13 protein-coding genes are annotated in these 13,658 nt (G+C 42.0%); 4 read left to right on the forward strand and 9 right to left on the reverse strand.

Features of this window, described 5'->3' with window-relative positions:
- Positions 1–19: 19 nt before the first annotated feature.
- Positions 20–490 (reverse strand): MarR family winged helix-turn-helix transcriptional regulator, encoded by a 471-nt coding sequence (locus tag AC0VYC_RS09155; RefSeq protein ID WP_079919853.1) that lies wholly within the window; start codon positions 488–490, stop codon positions 20–22.
- A gap of 119 nt (positions 491–609) precedes the next feature.
- Between AC0VYC_RS09155 and AC0VYC_RS09160 the strand changes: the two genes are divergently transcribed.
- A complete protein-coding gene (locus AC0VYC_RS09160; RefSeq protein ID WP_335350298.1) occupies positions 610–2,133 on the forward strand; it encodes an MDR family MFS transporter in 1,524 nt (507 codons plus the stop codon).
- Positions 2,134–2,174: 41 nt separating this feature from the next.
- On the opposite strand, the gene AC0VYC_RS09165 is transcribed toward AC0VYC_RS09160, so the two are convergent.
- The 5 genes from AC0VYC_RS09165 to AC0VYC_RS09185 all read right to left on the reverse strand — a co-directional run bounded on the left by AC0VYC_RS09165 (position 2,175) and on the right by AC0VYC_RS09185 (position 6,770).
- On the reverse strand, positions 2,175–3,044 hold the full coding sequence (locus tag AC0VYC_RS09165) for a class II fructose-bisphosphate aldolase (RefSeq protein WP_041092770.1): 870 nt from the start codon (positions 3,042–3,044) through the stop codon (positions 2,175–2,177).
- A 2-nt stretch (positions 3,045–3,046) separates the two neighbouring features.
- A complete protein-coding gene (locus AC0VYC_RS09170; protein WP_327862017.1) occupies positions 3,047–3,505 on the reverse strand; it encodes a PTS sugar transporter subunit IIA in 459 nt (152 codons plus the stop codon).
- Between the two features lie 15 nt (positions 3,506–3,520).
- Positions 3,521–4,936, reverse strand: coding sequence for a PTS fructose transporter subunit IIC (locus tag AC0VYC_RS09175; RefSeq protein WP_475389969.1), 1,416 nt, complete (start codon positions 4,934–4,936; stop codon positions 3,521–3,523).
- 12 nt (positions 4,937–4,948) lie between these two features.
- Positions 4,949–5,863, reverse strand: a complete 915-nt coding sequence (pfkB, locus tag AC0VYC_RS09180; RefSeq protein WP_041092776.1) for a 1-phosphofructokinase — start codon at positions 5,861–5,863, stop codon at positions 4,949–4,951.
- Between the two features lie 130 nt (positions 5,864–5,993).
- Positions 5,994–6,770 carry a MurR/RpiR family transcriptional regulator gene (locus tag AC0VYC_RS09185; RefSeq protein WP_007499235.1) on the reverse strand — a complete coding sequence of 259 codons (777 nt, stop codon included), beginning with the start codon at positions 6,768–6,770 and terminating at the stop codon, positions 5,994–5,996.
- Between the two features lie 160 nt (positions 6,771–6,930).
- Between AC0VYC_RS09185 and AC0VYC_RS09190 the strand changes: the two genes are divergently transcribed.
- On the forward strand, positions 6,931–8,337 hold the full coding sequence (locus AC0VYC_RS09190) for a phospholipase D-like domain-containing protein (RefSeq protein ID WP_024718279.1): 1,407 nt from the start codon (positions 6,931–6,933) through the stop codon (positions 8,335–8,337).
- 12 nt (positions 8,338–8,349) lie between these two features.
- Here AC0VYC_RS09190 and AC0VYC_RS09195 read toward each other — a convergent pair whose 3' ends face one another.
- Genes AC0VYC_RS09195 through AC0VYC_RS09205 form a run of 3 tightly spaced genes read right to left on the reverse strand, consistent with a single transcriptional unit; the run spans position 8,350 to position 9,982 of the window.
- The gene (locus tag AC0VYC_RS09195; protein WP_024718278.1) at positions 8,350–8,835 is read right to left on the reverse strand and encodes a DMT family transporter; all 486 of its coding nucleotides are present in this window, start codon (positions 8,833–8,835) and stop codon (positions 8,350–8,352) included.
- 21 nt (positions 8,836–8,856) lie between these two features.
- On the reverse strand, positions 8,857–9,543 hold the full coding sequence (locus tag AC0VYC_RS09200) for a Crp/Fnr family transcriptional regulator (RefSeq protein WP_475389971.1): 687 nt from the start codon (positions 9,541–9,543) through the stop codon (positions 8,857–8,859).
- Positions 9,544–9,556: 13 nt separating this feature from the next.
- The gene (locus AC0VYC_RS09205; RefSeq protein WP_008343684.1) at positions 9,557–9,982 is read right to left on the reverse strand and encodes a DMT family transporter; all 426 of its coding nucleotides are present in this window, start codon (positions 9,980–9,982) and stop codon (positions 9,557–9,559) included.
- 212 nt (positions 9,983–10,194) lie between these two features.
- On the opposite strand from AC0VYC_RS09205, the gene AC0VYC_RS09210 reads away from it, so the two are divergent.
- Both AC0VYC_RS09210 and AC0VYC_RS09215 read left to right on the forward strand, forming a co-directional pair.
- Positions 10,195–11,622 carry an aldehyde dehydrogenase family protein gene (locus AC0VYC_RS09210; RefSeq protein WP_144665542.1) on the forward strand — a complete coding sequence of 476 codons (1,428 nt, stop codon included), beginning with the start codon at positions 10,195–10,197 and terminating at the stop codon, positions 11,620–11,622.
- Between the two features lie 213 nt (positions 11,623–11,835).
- The gene (locus AC0VYC_RS09215) at positions 11,836–13,647 is read left to right on the forward strand and encodes an assimilatory sulfite reductase (NADPH) flavoprotein subunit (RefSeq protein ID WP_475389974.1); all 1,812 of its coding nucleotides are present in this window, start codon (positions 11,836–11,838) and stop codon (positions 13,645–13,647) included.
- Positions 13,648–13,658 lie beyond the last annotated feature (11 nt).

Consider the following 13,658-nt stretch of genomic DNA (forward strand, 5'->3'; position numbering starts at 1 on the left):
CCCTTAACATTGTGCTCTCTTAAGACTTAGACTTAAGCAATTGTAGCTCTTGGTCCATAATATCTGCTGCTTCGTTAATAAATTGAATGATCAAGTCTAAATCTTCTCGTTTGTATTCGTTTGTGAGCTGTTTAGTTGATGCCGATAAAGATTGAAAGAGTTCCTTCACTTGTGATTTCCCAGCCGTTAATGGAACAATGATGACCCTTCGCTTGTCTTTTGGGTCCTTCTCCCTTTTGACGTAACCTGCTTTTTCTAACCGGTCAATGAGAGCGGTGACCGCACCTGAGCTGAGACCGGTTTTTTCACTTAATTCACCTGCTGTGAGTGGTCCAAGTTCGTTTAACAAATCTGCTGATTTGAGATCTGTTGGGAAAAGGCCGAGCGATTGAGCGGCTGCTTGGTGAAATAGGACTGTTCGTGTAGCAAGGCGTCTCATCGTATGAATGATCTGATCCGCTCGATCTTCTGCCTCGTTCTTTGTTGACAACTTGTTCTCCTCCCTTTAAAATCAATTTATCTTGATCATCAAGATAAATGTTCTCTTACTTTATAATTAACTTGATCATAGCAAAAAAGTGAAGAGAACGTAAGCAGGAGGTAAATGAAATGAATAACGTGGATCATAAAGGCAAGGCATCCACTCGCTTTGTTGTCATCGGTTTGCTGTTAGGGATTTTTATGGCAGCGATGGACAACACCATTGTCGCAACAGCAATGGGAAGCATCGTCGCCGATTTGGGCAGTTTTGATAAATTTGCTTGGGTGACTGCTTCTTATATGGTGGCAGTGATGGCCGGTATGCCGATTTATGGAAAGCTTTCAGATATGTATGGTCGAAAGCGTTTTTTTCTGTTTGGACTTATTTTCTTTTTAATTGGATCTGCGCTGTGCGGCATCGCACAAACGATGGATCAGCTTATTATTTACCGTGCGATTCAAGGACTTGGAGGCGGTGCTCTTCTTCCGATCGCTTTCACGATTATCTTTGATATCTTCCCGCCAGAAAAGCGCGGGAAAATGTCCGGTATGTTTGGTGCAGTTTTTGGTCTATCCAGTGTATTAGGACCGCTGTTAGGAGCAATTATTACGGATTCGATCGGCTGGCATTGGGTGTTTTATATTAACGTACCAATCGGTATTGTCAGTGTGTTCTTGATCGCCAAATTTTATCAAGAATCGCTCGAGCATCGCAAGCAGAAAATTGACTGGTCAGGTGCCATTACACTTATCGTTGCGGTTGTCAGTTTAATGTTCGCCCTTGAGCTTGGCGGTAAATCGTATGCGTGGGATTCTGTTCAAATCTTGACACTATTTGCTGTGTTTGTTGTCTTTGGCACCATCTTCTTCATTGTTGAACGGAAGGCAGAAGAACCGATTATTTCATTTTGGATGTTTAAAAATCGTTTGTTTGCGACATCTCAAATTTTGGCGTTTTTATATGGCGGGACGTTTATTATTCTAGCTGTCTTTATTCCTATCTTCGTCCAGGCAGTGTACGGTGAATCTGCAACAAGTGCCGGGTTCATTTTAACACCGATGATGATTGGTTCCGTGATTGGCAGTATGATTGGCGGAACGATGCAGACGAAAGTACCTTTTAGACGATTAATGACCATCTCTGTGATTTCATTTTTTGCTGGGATGCTGCTGCTTGCCAATATGTCGCCTGATACAGCAAGATTGTGGCTTACGCTCTTTATGATGATTTCAGGTTTTGGCGTTGGATTTAGCTTCTCCCTTCTGCCATCTGCTTCAATGAATGATCTCTCTCCGCGCTACCGCGGCAGTGCTAATTCTACCAATTCGTTCATGAGATCACTTGGGATGACTTTAGGCGTGACGATTTTTGGAACGATTCAAACCAATGTCCTGACAAATCGTTTAGCAGATGCTTTTAGCGGAATGAAAGGAGCTTCTTCTCAAGTTGGTGATCCACAAGCCATTTTCCAAGAGGGGGCACGCTCACAAATTCCGCCTGATATTTTAAATAAAGTGATTGATGCGATGTCACAAAGTATTACGTATGTATTTATGATTGCTTTATTCCCGATTGCACTTGCGGCGATTACGGTCGTTTTTATGGGAAATGCACGAGTACGTACATCAAATGAAATGAAAGAAAACGAATAATGTGAAAAAAGCAGAGCGATGCGGCTCTGCTTTTTTTCATCTTATTGATATAAAAGTTGGGCTTTTCCTTCGCTGCCAACGATCTTTATTTTAGATGTGACCATGTCTTTGGCTGCTTGTTTTGCTTTTTGTAAATACATACGCGGATCTAAGCTTTCAGGTTCGTTTGAGAAATGATCACGAATCGCTTCAGAGTATGCATTTTTCAGTTCAGTGGACACATTGACCTTTGCCATACCGAGTGCGACACATCTTTTGACATCCTCATCTGGTACAGCTGAACCACCATGAAGGACAAGCGGCACATCGACAAGCGCTGCAATTTGTTCAATGCGGTCAAAGTCGATATCCGGCACCCCTTTATAGATGCCGTGGGCCGTGCCGATCGCAGGTGCTAAAGTAGGTACACCAGTTTCTTCTACAAATTGACGGCATTCTGATGGAATGGCTTTTTGAGCATCTTTTTCATCCACGACAATATCATCTTCTACCCCGCCTACCTTGCCTAACTCGGCTTCTACATTCACACCTACTTTTAAGGCAAGGTCCACCACTTCTTTTGTGCGGCGTACATTTTCTTCATATGAATGCATGGAAGCATCGATCATCACGGATGTATATCCCGCTCGTATACAAGTAAGAATCACATCAAAATCAGTGCAATGATCGAGATGAAGGCCGATTGGTATTTGGTATTGATCAGCTGCCGCCTTTACTGTATCTGCAATGGCTTTTGCGCCAAGCGATTGGACCGTGCCAACCGTTGTTTGCAAAATGACAGGTGATTTTAATTCAGCTGCCGTTTCGAGTACCCAGTAAATACTATCAAAGGAATGTACATTGAATGCGACAATTCCGTATTTTTCTTTTTTTGCTGCTTCAAGCATAGGTGTTGTGGAAAGTAAAGGCATGGTCAAACATCCTCTCTCGTCAAAATATCTGTTTTTAATACAGCGAGCATTTCTTCATTTGTTCTTGTTTCGAGCAGTTTTTGCCGTTTCGTTTCATCCATTAATCCGCGTGAAAGAGCAGAAAGTGCTTGTAAGTGAGTGGTTCCTGCTTCACTGTTTGGAATGAGTAAGGATAAGAAGAAAAAGCAAGGCTTCCCATCAAAAGCGTCCCATTCGATTCCGGTTTCTGTACGAACGATGACGAGTGCCGGTTTTGTGATGGTGTCTGACTGTGTATGCGGAATGGCAAATCCATCTTGAAAGCCGGTTGTACTAAGAGCTTCTCTTTCAGCTAGTCCTTTTTTGACAGCCTCAGGAGATGTACAAATCCCTGCTTTAGAGGCAATGTCAGCTATGGCTGCGAAAACGCCAGCCTGTGAAGAAGCTGTTTCATGTAGATTCATATAAATATGTTCCATCATTTCTCTTCCTCCCTATTAAACTGCGGGTTTGTCTATTTTCTTGCGGTAAAGTCCGTATAGAATCGCACCTACAAGTGATCCGATGAGTATGGATAGTACCCACTGGAATGCGCCTGTGACGACTGGAAGGACAAGGAATCCGCCATGCGGAGCTGGAACCTGTACGCCAAACAGATACGTCAATATAGCAGAGATGGCGGAACCAAACATGATAATTGGCAGGACAACGACTGGGTTTTTTGCTGCAAATGGAATGGCTCCTTCGGTAATATGAGTCGCTCCGAGAATATAGTTGATCATCCCAGCATTTCGTTCTTGTGGTGTAAAATGTTTTCGGAAAATCGTTGTGGCAATCGCAATGATAAGCGGCGGTGTGATACATGCTGCTGACACCCCTGCCATGAAGTAAAGGTTACCTTCTGCGAGTAAAGCCGTTCCTGTGACATAGGCTGCTTTGTTAAAAGGTCCTCCCATATCAAATCCACACATGGCTCCAACAATTAAACCTAAAAGCAATGGATTTGTGGATTGAACTGATGAGAGAAAATCCATTAATGAATTATTTAGCCCTGTGATTGGAACTAATAGCGGGGTCATGACAGCCCCAATTAAGAAAATACCAATGACAGGATAGATGAAAATTGATTTTAATCCGTCAAGTGATGCTGGTAATTTTTGAAGCAGGAATTGAAGAAGTACGATGATATACCCTGCTGCAAAACCTGCGATAATACCACCTAAGAATCCAGCGCCTCCATCGTTTGCAAGCAAGCCACCGATAAATCCGACAACCATCCCTGGGCGTTTGGCGATTGAATCAGCGATAAATGCTGCTAAAATAGGCACCATTAAGCTAAAGCCGAGTCCGCCAATGTTTTTCAAGTAGGCAGCAAACGGATGATACGTTTCATGCTGAGGATCAGCTGAGTAAATACCGAATAGAAAAGATAAAGCAATTAAGACCCCGCCTCCAACAACAAATGGAAGCATATGTGATACACCGTTCATTAAATGTTTGTAGATGGTGTGTATCCACTTATTCGCTGTCTTTTGTTGAGCTGATGAAGGCGCAGATGTTTTTTCTGTTCCAGAAGCTCTTCCTTTCACTTGATGAACGGGGGCTTCTCCATTGATAATGCCTTGAATCAGTTCGTTTGGTGTGCGGATACCCTTCGCTACAGGCACTTCAATGAGTGGTTTGCCGTGAAAACGATCTGTATTCACATCTTTGTCAGCAGCGACAATGACCCCATCGGCCTCCAAAATGTCTTGATCCGTTAAAGCGTTTTCAATTCCTACTTGACCATGCGTTTCAACTTTGATGTCGACCCCTAATTGCTCAGCTGCGATTTTTAATGCCTCAGCTGCCATAAATGTGTGCGCAATGCCTGTTGGACAGCCAGTGGCAGCGACAATTTTCTTGCGGCTCATGTGAACTCCCCCTTATATGTTCTGAATGTGTATTTGCTCAATTAATGAATCAATGTCATGTAAATCACTTAACCCTTTTGAAAAGGCGGTAGATGCCCCTGTTGCAATGCCGTAGCGTAAGCATTCTTCATGAGGTTGTCCTTCCAGCTGTTTACTTAGGAATGCAGCGAGCATGGCATCACCAGAACAAGCCGTGTTTACGACCGTTCCTATTGGTGCATTTCCTTTTAATACGGCTTCGTTTGTAAGGAATAGTGCACCTTCTCCTCCTCGGGAAATGAGTACTTGCTCTGCACCCATCTCGATCAGCTTTCGTCCTGATTCAACGAGTTCTGTTTCTGATAAACGGTGGGTTTTCCCAAAAAATGCGGCAATCTCTTCTTCATTTGGTTTTAGTAAATATGGTTTGTATTGAAGTGTTTCTAAAACCGCTTTAGAGCTTGTGTCTAAAATAAATTTCACGTTGTTTTGATGACAAATAGCGGCTATCTCTGAGAAAATGCTAGCAGGAACGCCTTTAGGCAGACTGCCTGACATAATGAAGATGCTGCCTTTTGGAATGGTCGAGATTTTTTCGCGAAACGCATCAAGCGCTTTTGCCTCAATAGCAGGTCCTTGATTCACAAGTTTGTATTCTTCCGTTGTGTTAATAAATACATTAATGCGTGTAATCCCATCCACTGGGATAAAATCGGTTTGAATGGAGAGATCGTTTAACGATTGTTCAATATATGAACCTGAAAACCCAGCAATAAATCCTAATGCAGTGCTGGTGAAGCCATATTTCTTTAGCATAATGGACACATTAACACCTTTTCCATTCGGCTGATAATCCTCATCTTCCGTGCGGTTGACTGTATCTGCCCGCATTTCTTTTAATGCAATATATAGGTCAATAGCAGGATTTAAGGTGCAGGTATAAATCAATTGGTTTCACCTTCTTTCTTTTCTCTAAAGAAAGTATCTCATACGATTCAGTGAAAATGTTTTCAGATTGTGTAAAGGTTTTCACGGTAAAAAGCCCCCCATCATAAAGTGTGGAAGGCTTTTTGATTATTTATTTCATCCGAATCACATAGGCGTCTAGTAAAATGCGGGCAATGACATGAAGCGACAGGCGGGACCTGACTTCATAATCTGGGAAGAATGATTGTTCCCCTTTATATCCGACGAGTGTCATATCTGATATTTTACTTAATGTAGAATCAATTCTAGTTGTGACTGTAATGGTCGTGACCTGCTTCATACTGAGGTTTTGGCAGGCTTCTACTAGTTCCGACGTTTCTCCATTTAATGAAACAAAGATGGCAAGTTCGTTTTTATCAATGTCACGCGATTTGAGCCGAATGATATTCGGGTCGTCATGTACCTCGCATGTTTTTCCGATGAGCTGCAATTTGATGGTCATCTCTTTGGCGATCATCTCTGAAAAGCCTCTGCCAAAAATATAAATTTTGTCCGCATCGTGGATTTTTTGAACTGCATCCTCAATTTGCCCAATACTTTGCAGTTGAATCGTCTTTAAGACCTCTTCTTCATTTTTTCGAATGGCTAGTTTGATGTCTTCGTCAATATTTTTTAGTTGATCACTATCATCTGTCATTTTCTTTTCTTGTTTCAATCGATATTTAAAGGATGTATAGCCGTTGTATCCAATTTTCTTCATCAGTCTGACAATGGTCGCCGTCGACACGTTGGCTCTTTCACTTAATGTGACGATGGATAAGGTGGAGATATCCTCTAAATGCTGGTGAATATAATGCAGTAAATAACGTTCTGTTTCACTTAACGTTTGGTACACATCACTTGGTATATTAAATAATGGTTCATTCAATGCGATTCCCCCTTACTCATTTCATACTATAATTAAATGCCCTATGAAAACAAGGTGATTCTTTTATCCTGTATTTTTTATTAGAAAGCTGGATGAGTGAAATTTTGTTTTTAACATAAGCTAACAAAAAGAACGGTTTGTGTGAAAGGAGTTGATCACTGTGCTTCAATTCTTGTTTTTTCTGATCCTTTTATATGTGGTGTATGTATTTTTGACCGCATTTGTCTTGTTTTATTTACCGTTTCAAAAAACTTGTAAAGAACATTGCATCTATAAAGCTTCTTCCATCTCAGGAGACGACCAAGGCATAAATCAAGTCATGCTGCTTGATGACGGATTTGAATCGGGTCAAGTGAGAGTTCAAATGATTCGAGAGGCTAAAAAGAACATTCGTTTGAGTTATTATTCCATTCAAAAAGGAAAAACCGCCGAATGGGTGCTTGGTGCTTTAATTGAAGCGGCTGATCGAGGAGTAAAAGTTCAGCTGTTGTTAGATGGCATTTGCCATAGCCTGCGTGGACCGCTGAAGCATTTGCGTTATGCTGTGGCGAATCATCCGAATATGGCCATTCGTTTTTATGAGCCTTTTCGTTTGTTCAAGCCATGGACGTGGCATAACCGCCTTCACGATAAGCTTCTTTTGGCAGATGGCAGGGTCGCTGTCATGGGCGGCAGAAATATTGGTGATAAATACTTTGCAGATCAGCCGCCGAAAGACTTTGCGTATGACCGAGATGTGCTGCTGTACAACGCCAAAAAAGGAAAAGTATTAGATGAAATGGAACAGTATTTCGTTTATTTGTGGAATCATGATTTTACGAAAAGAACGAAAGATGTATTTTCCAAGGCAAAAGCGAAAAAAGGAAAAAAGCTAAGAAAACAGCTGCTTCGATCTTATCAGGAAGCCATTCGTACAAAAGAACCCTTTGTCACGTCCACATATGATTGGGCAAAAGACGCCATTCGTGCAAAACAGATTGCATTTTTCACAAATCCAGTGGAACGCTTAAATAAACGTCCGCTCGTCTTGAAAAAGTTAAACGATCTCGCACAGCGGTCAAAGCGTTCGGTTCTTATCCAGACGCCTTATGTCATACCGACACGGCCAATGAAAGACGGACTCACGCCATTACCAAGTGATATTCAAACGACGATCGTGACGAATTCTCTTACAGCGACACCAAACCCTTTAGCATTTGCAGGATATTTAAGCACGAAAAAGGAACTCATGAAAACAGGTGTTCATTTGTATGAATATCAAGGTCCGTATTCAATTCACGCCAAATCAATGGTCATTGATGACAACTTAAGTATTATTGGAACATATAATCTAGATGCAAGATCCAGCTTTTTAAATACTGAATCGATTTTGGTGATTGATAGTGCACCATTTGCGTTATCTCTTACGGAAGCAATCGAACGAAAAATCGCTTATAGTGTTCTCGTAGCGAAAGATCGAACAGAATATAAAGCAAGCGACTATGGACAGAAAAAAAAGCCTTTCATGAAAAGGCTCCTTTTAACTGGTTTATCTACCATAACGGTTTTATGGCGGCGGTTGATTTAAATAAAAGGGCAGCTACTTTTGTGGCAGCCCTTTTTCTCTTGACTGCTCCTCTTCTACTGGTTCAAGCTTGGTTAACTTAAATACGAGGATTCCTGCCACAATGACAAGTACACCTAATAATTTTGTAAAAGAAAATGTTACTTTTTCTAACCCAAGCCAGCCAAGCGAATCAAATAGAAGCGCACAACCTAGCTGGGAGGTGAGAACAATCGAGATTCCATAAGTGGGACCGAGACGTTTGATGCTCTGAACAAGACAGATGACAACGCCTACCCCGATGGCTCCGCTTATCCAGTACCAGGCTTCCATATGCCTTAATTGAAACATGCCGGTTCCTTCTAACAAAAGACCCATCAAAAGTGAAGCGATAAAGCCCATTCCTAGAACTAGCGTCGTTGTTGACCAAGAGCCTGTATGCTCATTGACTTTACTATTAAAAATGGTTTGTAAGCTGACAAGTGCCCCAGCAGTGACAGCTAATATTATTCCTATGATCATATAAAAGTCCCTTCGTTTCTTCTATTCATAAATGTTGTGTTCTGCTATTTCTAAAAGCCCTTGTTGATCACAAATCGTAATCTTTCCTCTTCGCCTTTCAATCAGCCCTTTTTCTTGGAACTGCTGAATGACCCGATTAATATGGCGGTAGCTTGTTCCAATTAAGCTCGCTGCATCCGTGAGGCGAAGCGTGCGTGCGTGCGCGTCATCATCACCTGTTAAAACAGACAATAAATAGCTTGCAAGCCTGACCTCTACAGGGTATAAAAGGTGGAAGCTTAAATCATTTGATTTTGTATAAAATTTGTTTGTGATGCCCTTGAGCAAAAAGGTTAAAACTCGAGGATCGTCCTTTGCATGCCGCATAAGGGCTTGATGAGAAATCCTGAGCATATGTACTTCTGCAACGGCTTCAACTGTATTGACCATATCTGTCTGCTGAACGTATTCAATATCTCCAATCGCTTCAAGAGGGTTTTTAAAGCAAAGAATAAATGTTTTTCCTTCCTTTGTGGTGGTGAAAATCTTTAATTTTCCTTTCACCAGCAAGTACATATACTCCCTTTTATCCCCTTTTGAACAAATCAGCTCACCTTGCTGATAGCGCCATAAGCTCACATGTGAGATGAGTTTTTGATGAAAGACATTCTGTAATTGATGTGTCTTCATATAAGAGGAAAAAAGAGATTCATCATGCAACTCCTCCATCTGATGCCCTCCTTTATAGTTTTAAGATGATGACGCCTGCAATCATTAAAAAGATGCCTGCATAATGGGGCCATTTCATTTTTTTCTTCTGAACACCAAACCATCCTTTTGCATCGATGGCAAAGGTAAACGCAAGCTGTGCGATAAGTAAAGCAGCGATGGTGAGTGTCACACCAATGATTTGAATGGCAGTGACCTCATTAAAGATAATAATGGCTGCAAATGCACCTCCAATTAAATAAAGAGGCTGCACTTTTTTGTATTCCTTAAAGTGGCCATCCCGTACGATGAGTAAAATGACGAGAGAGATGATAAACCCTGTCAGCTGCGTGATCGTTGCCGCCTGCCACGTCCCGATATCTTGACTAATTCTAGCGTTGGCTACGCCTTGCAGTGTAATACAAGCGCCTCCTAATAATGCAAAAATAACACCTTTCATTCGTTCAAAAGCTCCTTCTTTTTTCAGTCTAGTTTCATTAAATGATAGATGCCCTCATGTTGAAAAGGACATATGTCCCACTTTGCGTATTATATCAGAAACTTTTTCTCATGCAGTTTCTCCGTTTTAGATTTTTCACAGTGGGTACAGTTTTATATGAGCTGAAAACAGAATATTGGATTGAATCACATATAAAAAGGAGACATGTCAGAATGAGAAATCAAGAGAAACACTTTATTAATGGAGAATGGGTCGCATCAACAGGAAACGAAACGACGGAGGTCATTAACCCTGCGACAGAGGAAGTCATTGGCACCATTAGTTTAGGAACGAAAGAAGATTTAGATCAAGCTGTCAAAGCAGCTCGAGCTGCCTTCCCTTCTTTCTCAAAAACATCTCAAAATGAACGAGTAGAAATGCTGGAAAACATTGTGCGCGGGTACGAAAAACGCAAGGATGAACTTGTAGAAGTGATGACAAAAGAGCTTGGTGCACCGCTGAAAGTGTCCGAAGAAGTTCATTACAAAATGGGTTATGAACATTTTTCTAAAGCAGCGGAAGCACTGAAATCTTATACATTTACCGAAGACCGCGGTGGACATACGATTATAAAAGAGGCGATTGGTGTCAGTGGATTGATTACACCGTGGAACTTCCCGACGAATCAGACATCTCTTAAAATTGCGGGTGCCATTGCGGCAGGCTCAACAGTTGTCTTAAAACCAGCGGAAATTACCCCTTTTGCTGCGATGATTCTTGCAGACATTATTGATGAAGCAGGTGTACCGAAAGGAGTCTTCAACTTAGTAAACGGAACGGGTGACGTGATTGGTGACGGCATTAGCTCACATCCTGATATTGACTTCGTTTCATTTACAGGATCAGGTGCCGTCGGCTCTAAAATTATGGAAAACGCAGCGGACAATGTGAAGAAAGTAGCACTTGAGCTTGGCGGAAAATCCCCTCTTATCGTCTTAGACGATGCAGATGTGGACGAAGCAGCAGAAACAGCCATTCATCATATTGCGATGAATACAGGTCAAGTGTGTTCTGCAGCTACACGTGTGCTAATTCCAGAATCAATGAAAGACAAGTTTGAAAAAGCGCTGCTGAACGCCCTGCCGAAGTTTACAGTTGGTGATCCGAGAGAAGATCACGCTACTGGCCCGCTTGTTTCTAAAAAGCAGTGGGATACGGTGCAATCTTATATTGAAAAAGGAATCGAAGAAGGTGCTACCCTTCTTGCTGGGGGAACTGGAAAGCCAGACGGAATCGATAAAGGATATTTCGCCAAGCATACCATTTTCACCAATGTGAAAAATGATATGACCATTGCACAAGAAGAAATCTTTGGGCCAGTCATGAGTGTGATCACGTATCAAGACCTCGATCATGCCCTTGAGATCGCCAACGATACAGTGTATGGTCTTGCCGGGTATGTTGTTGGTCAAGATGAAAAAACATTAAAATATGTCGCTGAACATATTCGTGCCGGTCAAATCACCATTAACAATGCAGAAACAGATTACTTTGCCCCATTTGGCGGCTTTAAGCAATCTGGTATCGGAAGAGAATGGGGAGACTTCGGTATCGAGGAATATTTAGAAGTGAAAGCTGTGATGGGACTTCCAACGGCGTAAGTCAGGCGAAAAAGAGGAAAACGGTGATCCGTTTTCCTTTTTTTGTGCCCTCTCCCCTATTCATCCGTGTTTTGTCATTAGAAATCTTAATCATGACAATCAATATTATATATTTTACTTAATGGCAAACTTTCGGTAAAGTTCAAATTGAACCTATATATATAATTCCTATCGAATTAATCTATGTTTATATTCCTTGTGAGGTGGATATTGTTGCAACTTCATGTATTGAACAGTCCGTTTAGCCAGGAGCAGGCAGAGTTACTCAATCAGCTGCTTCCGACTTTAACAGATCAGCAAAAAATTTGGCTTACTGGTTATTTATCAGCGCAGGCAGCGCTTGCCGGCTCAGAAGCTGTCACTCCGGCGCCTTCTGCCGCAGCACCTGTACAGCCTGTGAGCAAAGATGTGACCGTGCTTTATGGGTCGCAAACAGGCAATTCCGAAGGGTTAGCAAAAAAGACAGCCCAGCATCTTGAAGAGAAAGGCTTTCAAGTGACGCTCTCTTCTATGTCCGATTTTAAACCGAATAATCTGAAAAAAATAAACAATTTACTGGTCATTGTCAGCACACATGGCGAAGGAGATCCGCCGGATAATGCCCTTTCGTTCCATGAATATGTTCACGGCAGACGTGCGCCAAAGCTCGATCATTTAAGCTTTTCTGTCCTTTCATTAGGTGACAGTTCATACGAATTCTTCTGTCAGACAGGAAAAGAATTTGATGAACGCTTCGAAGAACTTGGCGGTACTCGCCTGTTTGACCGAGTGGATTGTGACCTTGATTATGATGAGCCGTTTTCAGAATGGCTTCAAGGTGTTGCCTCTTCTTTGAGTGAAGGTGAAGCTGTATCACTGCCGCGAGAATCATCGGGAGCCAACAGTACGGCCGTTTCTGAATATTCAAGAACGAATCCTTTTTATGCTGAAGTTCTTGAAAATATCAACTTAAATGGGCGTGGATCTAATAAAGAAACACGTCACTTAGAGCTTTCGCTTGAAGGTTCAGGTCTCGTGTATGAGCCAGGTGACAGCCTTGGCATTTACCCGACAAATGATCCTGCGCTTGTCGACGAACTGATTCAAACATGCGGGTGGAATGCAGAAGAATCCGTCACCGTTCATAAAAATGGAGACACTCTTCCTTTAAAAGAAGCACTCACCTCGCATTTTGAGATCACGGTTTTAACAAAACCACTTCTTCAAAAGATCGCTGAACTGACAAAAAGCGAATCCTTGCATGCCCTTTTAGAAGAAGGAAACGAAGAAAAACTGAAAGAATATATCGCAGGCCGGGACTTAGTAGATGCGGCTCGTGATTTCGGTCCTTTTGAAGGAACCGCCGCAGATTTCACGTCCATTTTAAGAAAAATCCCTGCACGCCTTTATTCCATTGCAAGCAGTCTCAAAGCAAATGACGAAGAGGTTCATTTGACGATAGGGGCTGTCAGATATGATGCGCACGGCAGAGAACGCCAAGGTGTCTGTTCGATTCTATGTGCAGAGCGCCTGCAGCCAGGTGATACGTTACCTGTTTATATTCAGCACAACCAAAACTTTAAGCTTCCTCAAGATCCAGATGCACCGATCATTATGGTAGGACCAGGCACAGGCATCGCCCCTTTCCGTTCATTTATGCAGGAACGTGAGGAACTGGGTGCAAACGGAAAGTCATGGTTATTCTTCGGTGATCAGCATTTTGTGACGGATTTCTTATACCAAACAGAATGGCAAAAGTGGTTAAAGGATGGCGTCTTAACGAAAATGGACGTGGCTTTTTCAAGAGATACTGAGGAAAAAGTATATGTCCAGCACCAAATGAAGAAACAAAGCAAAGAATTATTTGAATGGCTTGAGCAAGGTGCTTACGTGTATATTTGCGGAGATGAAAAGCATATGGCGCATGATGTCCACAATACCCTTCTATCCATCATTCAAGAAGAAGGTGCGATGAGCAAAGAAAAAGCAGAAAGCTATCTTGCCAACTTACAGCAGCAAAAACGCTATCAGCGTGACGTTTATTGATTTGATGCTTG

This window comes from Bacillus sp. iso_77, assembly GCF_056173625.1.